The organism is Kribbella sp. NPDC051587 (assembly GCF_044453945.1).
Taxonomy (GTDB): domain Bacteria; phylum Actinomycetota; class Actinomycetes; order Propionibacteriales; family Kribbellaceae; genus Kribbella.
The window spans coordinates 22,335-39,617 of record NZ_JBITDE010000023.1 but is presented as its reverse complement, the minus strand read 5'-3'; the positions used below and the strand labels follow the sequence as shown (position 1 = coordinate 39,617).

At 66.2% G+C, this 17,283-nt stretch carries 15 protein-coding genes; 3 read left to right on the top strand and 12 right to left on the bottom strand.

Features of this window, described 5'->3' with window-relative positions:
* Positions 1 to 167 precede the first annotated feature (167 nt).
* Together ACIA49_RS41180 and ACIA49_RS41175 are read right to left on the bottom strand one after the other, a co-directional pair.
* Positions 168 to 548, bottom strand: coding sequence for a hypothetical protein (locus ACIA49_RS41180; RefSeq protein ID WP_396383809.1), 381 nt, complete (start codon positions 546 to 548; stop codon positions 168 to 170).
* A 55-nt stretch (positions 549 to 603) separates the two neighbouring features.
* A complete protein-coding gene (locus ACIA49_RS41175; RefSeq protein ID WP_396383808.1) occupies positions 604 to 1,038 on the bottom strand; it encodes a VOC family protein in 435 nt (144 codons plus the stop codon).
* A gap of 176 nt (positions 1,039 to 1,214) precedes the next feature.
* On the opposite strand from ACIA49_RS41175, the gene ACIA49_RS41170 reads away from it, so the two are divergent.
* Positions 1,215 to 2,939, top strand: coding sequence for a BCCT family transporter (locus ACIA49_RS41170; protein ID WP_396383807.1), 1,725 nt, complete (start codon positions 1,215 to 1,217; stop codon positions 2,937 to 2,939).
* Here ACIA49_RS41170 and ACIA49_RS41165 read toward each other — a convergent pair.
* Positions 2,926 to 3,495 (bottom strand): GNAT family N-acetyltransferase, encoded by a 570-nt coding sequence (locus ACIA49_RS41165; protein ID WP_396383806.1) that lies wholly within the window; start codon positions 3,493 to 3,495, stop codon positions 2,926 to 2,928. The genes ACIA49_RS41170 and ACIA49_RS41165 overlap by 14 nt on opposite strands.
* On the bottom strand, positions 3,496 to 4,167 hold the full coding sequence (locus tag ACIA49_RS41160; RefSeq protein ID WP_396383805.1) for a TetR/AcrR family transcriptional regulator: 672 nt from the start codon (positions 4,165 to 4,167) through the stop codon (positions 3,496 to 3,498). It lies immediately after the preceding gene.
* A gap of 107 nt (positions 4,168 to 4,274) precedes the next feature.
* Here ACIA49_RS41160 and ACIA49_RS41155 point away from each other — a divergent pair, with 107 nt between their 5' ends.
* Entirely contained in the window at positions 4,275 to 5,039 is a 765-nt protein-coding gene (locus ACIA49_RS41155; RefSeq protein WP_396383804.1) for an alpha/beta fold hydrolase, read from the top strand.
* A 26-nt stretch (positions 5,040 to 5,065) separates the two neighbouring features.
* Here ACIA49_RS41155 and ACIA49_RS41150 read toward each other — a convergent pair whose 3' ends face one another.
* Positions 5,066 to 5,413, bottom strand: a complete 348-nt coding sequence (locus ACIA49_RS41150; RefSeq protein ID WP_396383803.1) for a ClpX C4-type zinc finger protein — start codon at positions 5,411 to 5,413, stop codon at positions 5,066 to 5,068.
* 191 nt (positions 5,414 to 5,604) lie between these two features.
* On the opposite strand from ACIA49_RS41150, the gene ACIA49_RS41145 reads away from it, so the two are divergent.
* Positions 5,605 to 7,815, top strand: coding sequence for a carbohydrate-binding protein (locus tag ACIA49_RS41145; RefSeq protein WP_396383802.1), 2,211 nt, complete (start codon positions 5,605 to 5,607; stop codon positions 7,813 to 7,815).
* A gap of 58 nt (positions 7,816 to 7,873) precedes the next feature.
* Here ACIA49_RS41145 and ACIA49_RS41140 read toward each other — a convergent pair whose 3' ends face one another.
* From ACIA49_RS41140 to ACIA49_RS41110, 7 genes are all read right to left on the bottom strand, one after another.
* Entirely contained in the window at positions 7,874 to 8,659 is a 786-nt protein-coding gene (locus ACIA49_RS41140) for an NPP1 family protein (RefSeq protein ID WP_396383801.1), read from the bottom strand.
* A gap of 94 nt (positions 8,660 to 8,753) precedes the next feature.
* Positions 8,754 to 9,551 carry an NPP1 family protein gene (locus ACIA49_RS41135; protein WP_396383800.1) on the bottom strand — a complete coding sequence of 266 codons (798 nt, stop codon included), beginning with the start codon at positions 9,549 to 9,551 and terminating at the stop codon, positions 8,754 to 8,756.
* An 83-nt stretch (positions 9,552 to 9,634) separates the two neighbouring features.
* The gene (locus tag ACIA49_RS41130; protein ID WP_396383799.1) at positions 9,635 to 12,520 is read right to left on the bottom strand and encodes a CBM35 domain-containing protein; all 2,886 of its coding nucleotides are present in this window, start codon (positions 12,518 to 12,520) and stop codon (positions 9,635 to 9,637) included.
* A 47-nt stretch (positions 12,521 to 12,567) separates the two neighbouring features.
* Entirely contained in the window at positions 12,568 to 13,443 is an 876-nt protein-coding gene (locus ACIA49_RS41125) for a carbohydrate ABC transporter permease (RefSeq protein ID WP_396383798.1), read from the bottom strand.
* Positions 13,440 to 14,327 carry a carbohydrate ABC transporter permease gene (locus ACIA49_RS41120; protein ID WP_396383797.1) on the bottom strand — a complete coding sequence of 296 codons (888 nt, stop codon included), beginning with the start codon at positions 14,325 to 14,327 and terminating at the stop codon, positions 13,440 to 13,442. The genes ACIA49_RS41125 and ACIA49_RS41120 overlap by 4 nt, the downstream gene beginning before the upstream one ends.
* A gap of 3 nt (positions 14,328 to 14,330) precedes the next feature.
* Positions 14,331 to 15,680 carry an ABC transporter substrate-binding protein gene (locus ACIA49_RS41115; RefSeq protein ID WP_396383796.1) on the bottom strand — a complete coding sequence of 450 codons (1,350 nt, stop codon included), beginning with the start codon at positions 15,678 to 15,680 and terminating at the stop codon, positions 14,331 to 14,333.
* A 2-nt stretch (positions 15,681 to 15,682) separates the two neighbouring features.
* On the bottom strand, positions 15,683 to 17,260 hold the full coding sequence (locus ACIA49_RS41110; protein WP_396383795.1) for a glycoside hydrolase family 13 protein: 1,578 nt from the start codon (positions 17,258 to 17,260) through the stop codon (positions 15,683 to 15,685).
* Positions 17,261 to 17,283 lie beyond the last annotated feature (23 nt).

The following is a 17,283-nucleotide window of genomic DNA, read 5'->3' as shown; positions in this document are numbered from 1 at the left end:
CAGCAGATTCCGAGCGCCACGAGGGCGCTCCCGACATGAGGCCGGGAACGACGGCGAGACACTTGTGTCTGGTTCTTATGCGCCGCCGCTCTCAGCGACGGCGCACCGTGTCTGTCTTGGGCACGCGCCGAGGGTAGCAACCGGCGGTCCGGACGGCGCGGGGTTTTCTACCAGAGTGAACCGGTGGCGTCCCAGTGCCCTTGTGGGCGGTCGTCCGTGAACGGCACCAGCCACTCGATCGGCACGGTGAGGGTCTGCACGCGCGGCAGCACGATCGGCGTACCGTCCGGAGTTCTGAGGTTGCCGATGATCTCGTACTCCCCCTCCGGCAACCCCAGTTCGAGGCACTGCTCGGCGGTCAACGTGATCGCCGTCGTCGGGCTCAGCACCGACCGGATCCCCTCGACCTCGGTCTCCTCCAGCGTGGTCACCGTCAACGGAAACGTCGCCCCACGCAGCGCACCAAAGGTCAGCCGATGGTCCGCTTCCAGCACCTGGGGGACCTCGACCAAATACGTCGTACCGACCTCGACCTCACCACCGCGCACCCCACCAGGCTCCGCGCTGCGCCCCCACTTTGTCCAGCGAAAGACCACCCTGTGGTTACTCGCGGCCGGGGAGGCGGGTGGTGATTTCTTGGAGGATCCAGGTGTTGTTGTCGGGGTCGGGGAAGGTGGCTCGGGTGCTGTAGGTGGCGCGGTGGGGGTCCAGGCCGGGGGTGAAGCCTTCGGGGGTGCGGTGGAAGTAGTCGGTGACGGGGACGCCGGCGGCGAGGAGGGCTTCGCGGGCGGTGACGATGTCGGCGACGACGAGGAAGGCGGTGGCGGAGCCGGGGGTGGCGGGGGTGAGGTCGGGGCCGAACTGGACGGAGGTGGCGGAGCCGGGCGGGGTGAGCTGGACCACCCAGGGCGGGGTGACGTCGAGGCGCCAGCCGAGGCGGACGTAGAAGTCGCGGGAGCGGTCGACGTCGGAGACCGGGATGACCAGTACCTCGATGCGCTGGTCGAAGTCGCCGAGGCCGGAGGTGTCAGTAGGCATGTGCCTAGCCTCGGGCGGCCGCCTGGGCTTCGCACCAGGGAAAGTCACTGGGGCGGACGCCGGTGTGGCCGAGACCACGATAGTTGCGTTTCGCCACGATCTCCGGAATGGTCGAGGGCACCCCCTGCGACCCGAGTAGAAGATGGAGGCGCGCCGAAGCGAGGCGTGATTCAGCTGTGGCGATCGATTTCGACAGCCAGCAAGCAAACCCCGACCACGCAACCGAGCATCCTGCGCTCGCGGCACCGCCACCGCCGGGCAGCCGAAGTTCCGGCTCCGGCCTCGACCGGGTCGTCTTCAGCGTGACCGCTGTGATCGCTGTGGCCTTTGTGGTCTGGGGATTCGTCGGAGCGAGCAGCCTCGGTACGGCGTCGACGTCGGCGCTGACGTGGGTCGAGACGAACACGGGCTGGCTGTTCGTGCTGCTCGCCTCGGGGTTCGTGGTGTACGTGTTGTGGCTGGCGGCCGGGCGGTACGGACGCATCCCGCTCGGGGCGGACGACGAGGAGCCGGAGTTCAAGACGGTCTCGTGGGTCGCGATGATGTTCAGCGCGGGCATGGGAATCGGGCTGATGTTCTACGGCGTGAGCGAGCCGTTGTCGCACTTCATGAAGCCGCCGCCAGGCACGGTTGAGGGCGGCACGGACGCGGCGCTGCAGACGGCGATGGCAACGACGCTGTTCCACTGGACGCTGCACCCGTGGGCGATCTACGCCGTCGTCGGCATAGCGATTGCCTATGGCACCTTTCGGCGCGGGCGTTCGCAGCTGATCAGCTCGGCGTTCGCGCCGCTGCTCGGCAAGCGGACCGAAGGGCCGATCGGCAAGGTGATCGACAGCCTGGCGATCTTCGCGACCCTGTTCGGCTCGGCGGCCTCGCTCGGGCTCGGCGCGCTCCAGATCGGGTCCGGAGTGCGGATCCTCGGCTGGCTCGACAAGACCGGGAACGCCGTCCTGGTCGGGATCATCGCCGTACTGACCGCGGCCTTCGTCGCGTCGGCCGTGTCGGGTGTTGCCAAGGGCATCCAATGGCTGTCGAACATCAACATGGTGCTCGCGGTGGCGCTGGCCGCCTTCGTCTTCGTCGTGGGTCCGACCGTACTGATCCTGAACCTGGTACCGACCGCGATCGGCGACTACCTGCGCGACATCGCCGACATGGCGGCCCGGACCGAGGCCAGCGGTGGGGACTCGATGGCCACCTGGCTGTCCAGCTGGACGGTCTTCTACTGGGCGTGGTGGATCTCGTGGACGCCGTTCGTCGGCATGTTCATCGCGCGGATCAGCCGCGGCCGGACGATCCGGCAGTTCGTCACCGGCGTGCTGCTGGTTCCGTCACTGGTCAGCCTGGTCTGGTTCTGCATCTTCGGCGGTGCCGCGATCGACACCCAGCGGCACGGCGTCGACATCGCCGGCCAGTCCACCACCGAGGGTCAGCTCTTCGGCCTGCTCGACTCCTACCCGCTGGCGTCGGTCACCACGATCCTGGTCGTCGTACTGGTTGCGATCTTCTTCGTCTCCGGGGCTGATGCCGCCTCGATCGTGATGGGCACGCTGTCGCAGCGCGGCGCGATCGAACCCCGCAAACCGCTGGTCGTCTTCTGGGGTGTGTTGACCGGAGCGGTCGCCGCCGTGATGTTGCTCGTCGGCGGAGGCGGCGCGAAAGCCTTGCAGGGCTTGCAGAATCTGACCATCGTCGCCGCACTCCCGTTCGCGCTGGTGATGGTCGGCCTGGCCGTTGCCCTCGCCAAGGACCTGCGCACCGATCCGCTCATGCTGCGCAAGGCGATGGGCACCGAGGCCATGGAGGCCGCGGTCATCGAAGGCGTCAGCACCCACGGTGACGACTTCAGCCTCGTCGTCACCGGCAACGGCGACGACTCGCCGGTCAGGAAGGACTGACCGTGCGGGTGACGACCCAGCGGTGGGGCGCGATGGGACGGGTGCGCTCGAAGCCGTGGAGCTCGAAGGCGGCCATCGGGCCGGTGTGCAGGAACGAGCCGGAGACCTTGCGGTCGTCGGTCTCCTCGGGATAGCCCTCGACCACTCCCCCGCCGTACTGGGCGATCTGTTCGAGGGCGCCGGCCAGGGCCGCGTTGGCGACGCCTTGGCCGCGGTGGCCCTTGCCGGTGAAGAAGCACGTGATGCGCCAGTCGGGGAGGGTCGTCAAGCCCTTGTCGTACAGGCGCTTGCTCTTGATCTCGGGGAGCTCGTCAGGGCTGCCGAACTGGCACCAGCCCACACACTGGTCGCCGTCGAAGACCAGTGCGTTGTGCGTCGTGCCGTCGTGGGCCCGACGCTCCTTCTCGGCGCGGTTCTCGGCCGCCGTCCGGCCTTTGAGCTTCAGATGGAAGCCCACGCACCAGCAGCCACCCCACACGCCGTTGTTCGCCTCGACCAGTGCCGCGAACGCCGGCCAGCTGTCGGCGTCCAACGGCCGAACGCTCAGCTCACTCATTCAGCCAGTATGGCCACGCCAACCGACAAGTCGCAGCGCATACGTCGCGTAGGTCGTCTTGAGTTCCTCGATCGAGCGGGGTTTGCCCATCCAGTTCTGGACCTCGGTGGCGTAACCGGCACCCGTGTCGGCCGTCTCGTCCGGCGGGCGGTACCAGACCGCGAGGCGAATGCCGAAGCCGGCGATCGCCGCGATCGCGGTCCACGGATCGGCGCAGTCGAAGCTGCCCAGGTCGTTGCCGCGATCGATGACCGCCCGCATCAGGTCGATCGCCTCCTTGCGACTGGCGGTGACGTGGTGCAGCGCGGAGTCGGTCAGCATCGCGAAGTCGTTGTGCGCGATCGTCGCGAACAGCGGGTACGTCGTGTGGAACTCGACGTTGGCGTGGACGAGCGCAGCCAGCTGCGCGTCGGGCCGCGGATCGCTCGCGAGCAGCTCAGAGCGCATCCGGTTCCGGATCTCCTCGTTGGCCAGGAACACCAGCTCACTGAACAGGTCGGCCTTCGAGGCGTACTTCGCGTACAGCGAGCTCGGCTGGACGCCGAGATGCGCGGTCAGGTCCCGGACGGAGACGCCGTGATACCCCCGGGCCGCGAACAACTCGACCGCGGCCGTCAGCAGCCGCCCCTTCGCGCCATCGGCCGCCAGCTGCGGTGGCAGCAGTGAATCCATCTCACCTTCCTTAGAACGATCGATCCATAAGCTAGCAGAATATGCGCTTGACATCGGCGTGATGGATGCTCAGAGTAATGTAACGAGCGTTCCACTGGAGGGGTTGGATGCGCACATCGGCAGGAATCTGGTGGGAGGTCACCGGCGCAGGCGCGCCGGTGCTCCTGATCAACGGATTGGGGTCATCATCAACGACATGGTTCCGACTGCTTCCGGAGCTGCACGACTTCCGGGTCATCACGTTCGACAACCGCGGTGTGGGGCGTACCGGGTTCTCCCCGGAACCGTTCGACCTCGCCACGATGGCAGCCGACGCGGTCGCCGTCCTCGATGCAGCTCACGTCGACCGAGCGCATGTCCTCGGCCTTAGCCTCGGCGGCCTGATCGCCCAGGAGCTGGCCCTCAGCTACCCCGACCGCACCGAGTCCCTGATGCTCGTCAGCACCCACGCCGGCATCCCCCATCTGACGGTCGCAGCCTCAGCCGTGGCCACGGTCGCCGCGCTCCCGCCCGGGGAACGCAGCCGGGCCCTCGCCCCGATTCTGTACGCCGAGCAGACGCCAGCCGCCGAGATCGCCCGCGACGAGGAGGCCGCGGCCGCGTTCCAGACCACCCCGGAAGGGATTCGGAGCCAGTTGCTCGCCAGCACACCGTGGGACCGGTACGCCGACCTCCACCAACTCGCCGTACCGACTCTCGTTCTCCATGGTCGCGAAGACCGCCTGGTGCCCCTGTCCGCCGGCGAGAAACTGGCGGCCGCGATCCCCAACGCCGAGTTCGTCATCATCGACAACGCCGGCCACCGACTCTTCACCGACCAAACCACCACCTCGGCCGCCGCCATCAAGTCCTTCCTCGCCCAAACGACCTGAGCACGGGGCAACCGTTTCGGTGAGCCTCACTCTTCGCCGGAGAAGCGTTCCCAGGCGGATTGGCGGCTCATGGTGAGGGCTTCGCCGATTCTCGCCCAGGTGACGGAGCGGGAGCGGAGGTGCTGGACGCGGTCGCGGACGGCGGTCTCGACCTGGCCGCGGGAGAGGTTGAGGCGCGCTACGTCGGCGAGCAGTTCGTCGTCGGTCTTACCGTCGAGGGGCGGGAAGGACGAGGTGGGCTGACCGCTCAGGATCTCTGCGCTGAGCGCGACGCATTCATTGCAGATGAAGACTCCGGGACCGGCGATGAGCCGTTCCACCTCGCTCTTGTCCTTCGCGCAGAACGAGCACCGCATCGCTGTTTCCGGCATCATGAACCCCCAGTCTTGTCAGGCATTTCCTGACACATTCGTCAGGTTATGCCTGACAGCGACGAAAGGCAAGAGCGTCGGCCCGCGACGAGTCGGGCTTTAAGTTCCGGAACCGGTGAGGGGGTGTGCATGCGTATTCCGGCGCGTAGGGTTCGCGGCTAGTAAGCGCTTTCCTGGGATGCTGGGAGGATTTTGTGAGGCGAAGTGTTGGGGTGGCGGTCACGGTCGGGGCGCTGGGCGTCGGACTGCTGACGGCGGGTGTGCCGGCCAGTGCCGGGCGGCCGGATCGCGGGGCGGTGGTGACCGGGACGTACTCGAGTGGGTCGGTGCAGAAGTGGCAACCGTTGCCTTCGGCGTATGTCGGGAACGATCGCGGTACGACGCCGGACGCGACCGTGGTGATCGACCCGAGCACGGTGCGGCAGAAGTATTCGGGGGTCGGGTTCTCGCTGGACGAGACCAGCGTCTCGAACCTCTGGAAGCTCACTCCGGCCGAGCGGGACAAGGCGATCCGGCTGCTTGTCGACCCGAAGAGCGGCGCGGGGCTGAGCCGGTTCCGGCTGACGATCGGCAGCCCGGACCTGATCGAGCACCTGCCGTTCTGGTCGTACGACGAACTCCCGGCCGGCGTCACCGAGGACTTCGGGCTCAAGTACTTCTCGATCAAGCGGGATGTGGACGCGCACATCGTGGACACGGTGAAGCTGATCCAGCGCTACAACCCGAAGGCGACGTTCTTCGCGTCCGCGTGGAGTGCGCCGGCGTGGATGAAGACCAACAACCGGTTCACCGGTGAGGTCGCGCTCAAGCCCGGCAGCACCACGTCGTACTACCAGGTGGGCAAGCTGCGCGACGACTGCATCGACGTCTTCGCGCGCTACTACGTCAAGTACGTCGAGGCTTTCGCCAAGCAGGGCATCAAGGTCGACGCACTCACGCTGCTCAACGAGCCCGGCATCGACGTGGTCTACCCGGCGATGGACATCAGCGTCGAGCAGCAGCAGAAGCTCGCGATCGCGGTGAAGCGGGAGGTACGGCGGGCAGGCCTGTCGACCCAGCTCTACGTGCACGACTTCAACTTCTGGGACTGGCGCGACCCGAACAGCACCGAGACCAAGAACTACTACCGGATCTTCAACAACCCCGAGACCAAGAAGGCGTCGGACGCGATCGCGTTCCACCCCTACTGGGGCGACCCGACCGTCATGCGGGACGCGTACGAGCAGACCGGTAAGCCGGTGCACATGACCGAGACCAGCGACCTCAACCCGGCCACGATCCTGAACTACTTCCGGCTGGACGCGTCGTCGTACGTGATGTGGGCGCAGACCACGGATCAGGACGGCGGCACGCTGCACTGGACGCCGGCGCGCGACAACAACCTCGACTGGGACGAGGTCGGCCGGACGACGAAGTGGCCGAACCGTCTCGTCAAGGTCGACACCACCGCGCGCACCTTCACGGTCCGGGACGAGCTGTACGCGATGGGCCAGTTCGCGAAGTACCTGACCCCGGAACACACCCGCGTCGAGTCCGGTACGACGGCCAACGGGATCAGCAACGTGGTCTTCAAGGATCGCGGCGACAACTTCGTGGCGATCGTCGGTAACTCGAACGCCACCTCGAGCCAGGTCCGCGTCCTGATGGCCGGCAAGTCGTTCACGGTGACGGTTCCGGCGAAGTCGTTCGCGACGTACCGCTGGCACGGCGATGTTCCTTCGCAGCATGGCAATCACGCGCCGACCCTGAACGACGTACCGGCTGTGGTTGCTGACCAGTACGGCGTCGCCCAGGTGCAGCTCAAGGCGACGGACCGGGATCGTGACCAGCTCGCGTATTACGCCACTGACCTGCCGGGCGGGGTCAGCCTCGACGCCAAGACGGGGCTGCTCACACTGCGACCGACCACTGCCGGCGCGCAGACCGTCAAGGTCCGCGTCACCGATGGCGCGGCCAGCGACGAGACGACGATCAAGATCACGGTGACGCCGCACGGTACGCCGGTTGGCCAGAACATCGAGGCGGAGTCGTACGTCGGCCAGAGCGGCTGGACCGAGGGCGGCGCGAACTTCGTCGAGTCGAACCCCTCGGCCAGTGGTGGCAAGAACATCGGCTGGACCGACAAGGGCAAGTGGCTGCAGTACCGCGTCGACCTCACCAAGGCCGCGACCTACAACCTCGAACTGCGGGTGGCCAACGGCACCGGCGCGGTCGCTCCGGATGCGATCTCGATCCGGGACGCGGCGGGCGCCGTACTGACGAAGGTCTCGGTGCCGGACACCGGCGGATGGGCGACGTACCAGTCGGTCAACACCCAGGTGACGCTGCCGGCCGGCGATCAGATCATCACGGTGTACTGCGAGAGCGGTGGCTTCAACCTGGACTACTTGAAGCTCACCGAATGACCGGGATGGGGAGGAGCCGGCGGGGCTCCTCCCCATCTCTCTTCAATCAGCCAAGGCGTCAGGCCCAGGGGTCGAACGGGATCCCGCCCGGCTTGGACGCGTTCAGCAGGTTGCGGAACCGGTCGTCCTTGTCGGTGATCTTGATGGTGGCCGAACCGAAGTTCGCGTTCATCAGGATGTCGCGCAGGCCCGTACTCGGGTAGCCGTCCCAGCCGACCAGCGGCGGGTAACGCCAGTTGTGGTAGTGATTCTCCGGCGGCTCGTCGTTGTTGTTGGCGAGCCGGTAGAAGTGCGTGCTCGCTCCGTCCTTGTGGTAGACGACCTTCGGGTGCGAGCCGTCGAACCGCACCTGCGAGCGCGGGTAGGTGACCTGGCTGGAGTGCTGGGTGGTGGTCACGTACTCGACCTGGTTGGACGACTGGTTGATCCACGAGATGACGTGTTCCCAGTCGTGCCGGTGGCCGCCGAGGCCGCTGCCGGCCACGGCCTGGTCCTTCTCGAAGTAGCCGGCGTAGACGACCGCACACCAGCCGTTGTTGCACTTCGAGCGTGAGTAGGTCTGGGAGTTGTCGAGGTCGGACTGGTCACGGCAGCTGCCGTTGACCGCACCGGTGGTGTTGAGGCCCGGATTCAAGGTGCCGTCGGCACCGATCGCCGGTACTTGGTAGCAGCCGTCGCCGTCGTAGTCGAAGGCCGGCGAGAAGGACTGCTCGTAGCCGTTGGCGTTCTGCGGAAGACTCGGTGGCGGCGCTGCGAAGGCGGCGGCCGTGGTGGCCACCAGCAGCGTCGCCGTACCGATCGCGATACCGACCAGCCGTCGGCGGGCGCGGGAATGATCTGTCATCGTCACTCCTTCGGGGCGGAAGAACAACGTTCCCGACGATGACAGGTCATCCCCATGTGCGTACATACTTCACCAGCGAAAAAATGAGGAAACTTCAGGCATACGCGTCGAACGGGATGCCACTTGGTTTGGACACGTTGAGCAGGTAACGGAACCGGTCGTCCTTGTCGGTGATCTTGATCGTGGCCGACCCGAAGTCGGCGTTCATCAGCGTGTCGCGCAGCCCGGTGTTCGGGTAGCCGTCCCAGCCGACGACCGGCGGGTAACGCCAGTTGTGGTAGTGGTTCTCGGGCGGTTCGTCGTTGCTGTTGGCGAGCCGGAAGAAGTGCGTACCGACGCCGTCCTTGTGGTAGACGGCCTTCGGGTGCGAGCCCTCGAACAGGACCTGCGAACGCGGATAGGTGACCTGACTCGAGTGCTGGGTCGTGGTCACGTACTCGACCTGGTTGGACGACTGGTTGATCCACGAGATGACGTGCTCGAAGTCGTGCCGGTGACCGCCGAGGCCACTGCCGTCGACCGCCTGATCCTTCTCGAAGTAGCTCGCATAGACGACGGCACACCAGCCGTTGTTGCACTTCGAGCGTGCGTAGGTCTGCGAGTTGTCGAGGTCGGACTGGTCGTGACAGTTGCCGTTCACGGCACCGGTCGGGTTGAGACCGGGATTGAGTGTTCCGGTCGGGCTGATCGCGGCGACCGGATAACAGCCGTCGGTGTCGTAGTCGTAGGCGGGCGAGAAGGACTGCTCGTAGCCGTTGGCGTTCTGCGGCAACGTGGGGAGTTGGTCGGCGTAGGCCGTGACCGCGGTGCTCACCAGAAGCGTCGCGGTCGCGAGCGCGACGCCGAGAAGGCGGCGCCGGGTCCGAGGGGCGGGTGGAAGCGGATCTGTCATGGTTGCTCCTTCAGGCGGATGACAACGCCCGAACCGTGACAGATCCACCCCGCTCTGGTAAATACTTCACAGGATAAAGTTTTCTAGAAACCTGAGTTTCCCGCACTCCGGTCGAGAGTGAAGCCGAGGGTGTTGTTCAGGCCGCCCGACGGAGTCCCGCTGACGGTGACGTAGCTGAAGGTGCCGCTGCCGGCGACCTGTACGTCGATGCCGTACGTGCCCGTGTTCTGCACCTTGACGTGATCGAAGGTGATGCCGCTGACCGTCTTCTGCCAGGTCATCAGGATGCCTTGATAGGTGCTGTCGATGATGTCGACGTCCTTGATCAGGATCGGTGCGGTGATCTCACGCGCCTCGGCGTAGATCCACAGTCCGCCCTGACTGCTGTTCCAGTCGGTGTTGAACCCGCCGGCCCTGGTGATCGTGTTCCGCTGGACAACCGTCGTACCGGCGAAGGGTTGGGCTGAGTGCCAGGTGCTGAGCGTGATGCCGGAAGCGGTGTAGACCGTGTCGGACAACAGGTTGTCCTCGATCCGGTTGTTGGCGCCGCCGTAGATCGCTGCCGTGTTGGCCAGCGTGGGAAGCGTTGCGGTGTTGAAGGTGAAGGCACAGTCGGAGACCGCGCTGTTGAAGGACCACATCGCCATCGCGTCGTCGCCGGTGTTGCGGAACACACTCTGGTCGACGCGGGTGTTGCGGACCGGACTGCCGTCGCCGCTGAAGGTGTTCAGGTTGAGCCCGTCGGCGAACATGTCGCGGACGCGCACGCCGACGACGTACAGGCCGTTGGTGCCGCTGTTGGCCCAGATGCCGGTCTTCGAGTGTTCGATCCAGACGTTGTGGATGAGCGAGCCGGTCCCGAAGTTGCCTTCGATCGCGGAGTCCGTGGTGACCGAGCCGTCGGGATCGCGGTAGCGAACGTCCGCCGCCAAGGTGAAGTCGGCGAGTTGCACGTTGTTGCCGGTGGCAAAGAAACCACCACGGCCGGCGTTGCCACGGACCGTCGAGTACCACATGCCGGCGCCGCGGATCGTGACGTTGTCGACGTTCACCCGGGCGGTGAGGTCGAAGGTCCCGCTCGGAATCCACAGTGTCTTGCCCGCCGCCTTCGCCGCGGCAATCGCCGAGTTGAACGCTGACGTGTCGTCACCGCCGCCCGAGACTGCCCCGTACGACGTGAGGTCGACCGCGTTCGCGGGGATCGGGTACGCCGGGGCGACCATCTCGGTGTCGATCAGGTCGATCGTGATCGGAGTCGACGTGTCGTTCTGAAGCCTTAGGACGGTTCCAGCACCGTACGACGGGAGCGTCGTACGGGCTTCGTCGTAGAAGCGGTGGCCCCCGCCGAGTCCCGGGTCGTTCGGGAAGGGGTAGCTGCCATAGACCCAGCTGTACGCCGAGGTGAGTGACAGGTCCTTGACCTTCGAGCCGCCGGTGTAGATGGCGAGCGGCGCGGTGATGCCGGTACCGGCTGCGTTGTCGGGGATCGAGTAGCGGACGACGATCGAGTTGGTCGGCTTGGTCAGCGTGAAGTCGACGTACTTGCCGGCGTTGTCCAGACGGACGGCGCGACGGCCGGAGGACTCGGAGGCGACGGTCTTGTACGTACGGTCAGCAGCCAGTACGACGCCATTGGTGCTGGCGTTCTCTGCTTCGTACTCCGTGTACGAGACCGTGGCACCGCGGGTGGCGAGATTGGCCGAGCCCGTGACGGCGAGGTCGTCCAGCTCGACGTTGCCGCTGTCACCGGCGTCGTACTGGTAGCCGATCAGGTTCAGGCCGGCTCGGAGCGTCAGGGACTGTTGCGTGGTGGCCCAGCCGGTGGTTGCGGGCAGGGAGAGTTGGCCGGCCTTGATGCCGTTCGCGTAGGAGGTGAGGGTCTTGGCACTGCCCGTGGAGTTGTTGTAGCGAAGGGTTGTGCTGGCCGCGCCAGCTGCGGTGAGGTTGACGGTACGGATGGCGCGAGCACCGACGGCGGTGAAGCCGGTGACGTAGCCGGTACCGGCGTAGCCCGCTATCGAGGTCGCCGCGGTGGCGCCGCCGGAGAGGAACGCGTTCTCCAGGGCGGGACCGCCTGATGGTGGCGGTTCGGTGACGTCGGAGACGGTGACGTTGTCGACGTTCACGTTGCCGGAGTCGGTGGTGTCGAACTTGTAGGCGATGGAGTTGGAACCGGCCGTGAGGGTCACTGCCTCGGAGACGGTTCCCCAGGTGTCCCAGTTCGCCGTTGCGGGAAGGGTGATCTGGCGCAGTTTGGCGCCCGCGACGTACAGGGAGAGCGTCATGGGAGCGCCGGTCCCGTTGGCGTAGCGCAGGGCCAGGGACTTCGGGCCGGCGGTCGCGGTGATGGCATAGGTGATGGCGGCGTTGCCTTTGTTGGCGTCGGTGAGACCGCCGACGAAGCCGCTGCCGGTGTAGCCGGGGTGATCCGATTGGGCGACCGCTCCACCAGACAGGCTCGCCGATTCGGCTTCGTAGACACCGGTTGTGGGGGCAGGAGCCGAGTCGACGACGACGCGGTCCAGGTTGACGTTGCCGGAGTCGGCGCTGTCGAAGCGGTAGGAGATGCTGTTGCTACCAGCAACGAGCGTGACCGCCTCGACGGTGGTTCCCCAGGTGTCCCAGTTGGCAGTGGGAGGCAGGCTCAGCTGCCGAACCTTCGAGGCGCCCAGGTAGAGCGAGAGGGTTTTGGCTGAGCCGGTGCCGTTGGCGTAGCGGAGGGTGAGAGTGGAGGAGCCAGCGGCGGCCGAGACCGTCGTGGTGACGGCGGCGGTGCCCTTGTTGGTGTCGGTGAAACCACCAACGAAGCCGGAGCCGGTGTAGCCGGAGTGGTCGGTTTCGACGAGGGCACCACCGGCGCGCGTGCCGTTCTCCAGCTCATAGGTGACGGGGGCGGCGGAGGCCGGGGCGACCAACAGCGTGGCGATCGCCGTGAGGACTGCAAGGAGAGCGAGGCGGGATCTGGACATGGCGGGCCCTTCTACTGGGCGAGCGGGGCGGGAGAGATGGGCCGAGGTCAGCCCTTGACAGCGCCTTGGAGGGCACCTGACTTCAGGAAGAAGCGTTGGAACACTGCGAACAGGACCACGGGGATGACCGTGGAGATCGCCAGCGCGGCAAGGAAGACGTCCAGTTCGACGAACCGTTGCAGGGCGGGCAGCCGGACCGACAGCGGTTGCAGATCAGGATCCGGAAGGACGAGCATCGGCCAGAGGAAGTCTTTCCAGGCCGCGATGATCGCGAACACCGACACGACCCCGAGGATCGGCCGGGACATCGGCAGGACGACTGACCAGAACAGCCGGAACGGACCGGCACCATCGACCCGCGCCGCCTCGAAGACCTCGCGGGGCAGGTTGTCGAAGAACCGCTGCACCAGCAGGATGTTGAACGCGTTCGCTCCGGCCGGCAACCAGACCGCCCAGAACGAGTTGATCAGCGAGACTTTCAGCAACGGCGGGTCGACAATGGTGAGGTAGAGCGGCACCAGCAGCACGACCGACGGGACGAAGAGCGTCGCCAGCACGACGCCCGTGATCACCTTCCCGTACCGAGGCCGCAGTACCGACAAAGCGAAGCCAGCCGTCGTTGCCACCAGCAACTGCACCAGCCAGGAGCCGGCCGCGAGGGCGACAGTGTTCAGGAAGTATTTGTCCACCTCGACGCGAGTCCATGCCGTCGCGAGGTTGGCCCAATCCATGCCGTGCGGCCACAGCGCCAGGGGCGACCGCAGGGTGTCCTGCGTCGGCGTGATGGCCGCCTTCGCCAGCCACAGCATCGGTCCGAGACCGATGACGAACAACAGCGCCAGCAGTACGGCGTGCAACCCGCGGGTCGTCCGCCGGATGCCCGGGCGAATCCATTCACTCGGCGAGAGGATGCCCCGATTCATGCTTTGCTCCAACCACGCGTCAACCGGAAGTACACCGCGGAGAGCAGCCCGAGGACGACGGCCAGCATGATGCTCAACGCCGTCGCCATCCCGTACTGACCGCCCAGGCTGTTCGCGAACGCGTAGTCGTAGATCAGCAGCAGCAAGGTGGTCGTCGAGTTCGCGGGACCGCCGCCGGTGAAGAGAAACGGCTCCAGGAAGACCTGCGCCGTACCGACGATCTGCAGGATGAACGTGATCAGCAGGATCCCGCGCAGCTGCGGCAGCGTGACATGCCAGACCTTCCGCCAGATCGATGCACGATCGATCTCGGCGGCCTCGTACAGATCTGTCGACACGCCTGTGAGCGCTGCCAGGTAGATGATCACCGTTCCGCCCGCTGCCGCCCAAGTAGCCTCCAGAACCAGTGCCGGCATCACGATCGACGAGTCCTGCAGCCAGGCGACCGGCCCGATCCCCACCACTGCGAGGATCGTGTTGAACACGCCGGTCGGCCCGGCGTCGTAGAAGAACTTCCACAGCAGTACGGCGACCACCGGCGGAATGACGACCGGTAGATAGGCCAACGCGCTGTACAGGCCCTTGAACCGCCGTACCTCACTCATCAGCACCGCCGCCAGCAGCGGTACCGGATACCCGAAGAGCAGGGCGAGGAACGCGAAGTACAGGGTGTTCTTGATCGCCGTCCAGAGCAGCGGGTCAGCCAGGACGTCCCGGAAGTTCTGCAGCCCGACGAAGGTGGACGGCGTGACCAGGTTCGTCTCCTGGAAGCTCATCACGACCGCCCGCCCGATCGGGATCCAGGAGAAGATCCCGAAGACGAGCAGCAGTGGCAGCAGGAAGACGAGCGTGCTCAGCCCGCCGCCACGGATACGAGAGGCCATCGGTCAGTTCCGGTCCAGCAAGGCCTGCGCCTCGGCGTCGGCGTTCTTGAGCAGCTTGGCGATGTCCGCGTTCTTGTCGGTCAGCACCGACTGCACGACCGGGTCGAGCAGCTTGTAGACCTCCTGGGTCGACCGCACCGGCTCGGTCACCAACTGCTGGTCGAACATCTTATCCGTGTAGGGCTTGAACTGCTCGAGCGGCACGTTCACGTACTGCTTCACCCAGCCGAGAGACTCGTCGTACGTCGCTCGGTCGAACACCGGCAGTTGCGGAGCACCGACCGGCTGCTTCGAGGCCGCCGTGGTCTTCGCATCCAACGCGGCAGCGTTCTGGTCGGTGAGCTTGTTCAGATAGAAGAAGTCGATCCACTTCACCGCAGCTGCCTTCACAGCCTCGTTGGCTTTCGCACTGACGGTGGCCAACGTTCCACCACCCAGTACGCCGGCCTCCGGCTTGTCCGCGAGCGGAAGCACCGTCACGCCGTACTCGGCCGGCTTCAACGCGTTCTGCGTGACGAGCGAGCCGTAGTTGCCGCCGCCCGACACGTACATGCCGACCTGACCGGAGGCGAACGCCTGGTTGATGCCACCCCAGTCGTAGAGGAAGTTCGAGCCCATGCTGTTGTCGGTCCAGCGCAGATCCTTCAACCACTGCAGGACGGACGCGAGCTCCGGAGTGTCCAGCTCCGCGGTCGCCTTGTCACCATCAAGCTTCTCGGTGCGACCGCCGTACGCATAGTCCAGCGTGGTGAGGATCCAGCCACCGGTGTTGTCCGTGGTCAGCTGCGCGTACCCAGCCTTGCCGGTCTTGTCCGCGATCTGCTTGGCATCAGCCCGTACGTCGTCCCACGTCGTCGGCGGCTTGTCCGGATCGAGACCGGCCTGCTGGAACAACGCCCGGTTGTAGTGCAGAGCCTGCCCGTACGCCGCGATCGGGACGGCCCACATCTTGCCGTCCTCGGCCTTCCCGGCCTTGGCCACGTTCTCGTTGAACTTGCTTGCGTACGGCAACGTCGAGACCAGGCCGCTGATGTCGGCGATCTGCTTGCGCTCGATCAGCCCGCGACCATCGGTGAACGGAACCGTGAACACATCGGGCAGCGTGCCACCAGCAAGCTGCGCGGTGAAGGTCGTCGCGGTCCAGTTGTACTCCTGCGGCGCGATGTCGATCCCCGGATTCGCCTTCTCGAACTGGGCAACCCGCTCGTCGAAGGCCGCGATCGCGCCCTTGTCGAGACCGGGATCCCGGGCCACCTTGAGGGTCACCGGACCGTCGGCTTCGGGTTGTTTATTTGAGCCGGAACACGCGGTCAAACCCGCCGCCAGAGCCAGCACCACTGCAATGGTCTTCATGGTCATTCTCCTTGCAGCCGCACCCATGCGGCGGTGTCGGTGGGCAGATCGCCCGTCAGGGGAGCGCTGGCGAGCAGCACGGTGGAGCCGGTCGGTAGCCGCCGAGGGGCACCGAAGTTCACCAGGCAGAGCACGTCGCCGCGAGTGAAGGCGAGCAGGTCCTCGCAGTTCAGCGGATGCCAGGCGAAGGACTCATCGAGGTCCTTGCGCGCGGCAAGCATCGAGCGGTAGAGCGAGAGCATTGACTCCGGGTCGCCGGCTTGCGCCTCGACCGACCGGGATCCCCAGTCCGCCGGTTGCGGGAGCCACGGTCCGAAGCCGTGCGAGTTGAAGCCGAACGTCGAGCCAATGGTTGTCCAGGGCAACGGAACCCGGCAGCCGTCGCGTCCCGGGTCAGTTCCTTCGGACCGATAGAAGATCGGGTCCTGCAGAGCAGCAGTCGGAAGGTCCTCCACCTCAGGCAGGCCGAGCTCATCACCTTGATAGATGTAGAGCGAGCCAGGCAGTGCCCCGGTCAGCAGCGCTGCCGCTCGCGCCCGTCGGGTACCAAGCTCAAGATCAGTCGGTACGCCGAACCGCTTCGTGTCGAAGGCGAAGGACGTATCCGCTCGTCCATACCGGGTGACCGGGCGGGTGACGTCGTGATTCGACAACACCCACGTCGCCGGTGCATCAACAGGCGCGTGCGCGGCGAGCGTCGTACGGATGGAGTCCCGGAGTGCGGCGGCGTCCCACGGCCGGCCCATCAGGTCGAAGTTGAACGCGGTGTGCAGCTCGTCGGGACGCAGGTAGCGGGCGAACCGCTCGGGGTCCGCGAGCCAGATCTCGCCGACCAGCATCCGCGGCGGATCGTAGGAGTCGGCGACCGTCCGCCAGCCGGCGTAGATCTCGTGCAGGCCGTCGCGGTCGACGAACGGGTGGTCGGCCGTCGTACCGAGGTCGGGGAACGCAGGGTCCTTCACCGGCATGGTCGCGCTGTCGATCCGGACTCCGGCCACTCCGCGGTCGAACCAGAACCGCAGTACGTCCTCGTGCTCGCGCCGTACGTCGGGGTGGTTCCAGTTGAGGTCGGGCTGCTCAGGTGTGAACAGGTGCAGGTACCACTCGCCCGGCGTACCGTCCGGGTTCTTGGTGCGGGTCCAGGTCTCACCGGAGAAGCTGGAGATCCAGTTCGTCGGCAACTCCTCGCCACCGCGGAACCAGAACCGCTCGCGCTCCGGCGAACCCGGGCCGGCCGCGAGGGCAGCCTTGAACCACTCGTGCTCGCTGGAGACGTGGTTCGGGACGATGTCGACGATCGTGCGAATGCCCAGGGCGGTGGCCTCCGCGATCAACTGCTCGGCCTCCTCGACCGTCCCGAAGGCCGGGTCGATGGTGCGGTAGTCGGCCACGTCGTACCCGCCGTCGGCCAGCGGGGACAGGTACCACGGCGTGAACCAGAGGGCGTCGACGCCGAGCTCCCGCAGGTAGTTCAGGCGCGACCGGACCCCGGCCAGATCGCCGGTCCCGTCGCCGTTCCCGTCCGCGAAACTGCGCGGATAGACCTGGTAGATCACCGCGTCCCGCCACCACTGATCCATCCCGCAATCCCCTGCTCTCGTGA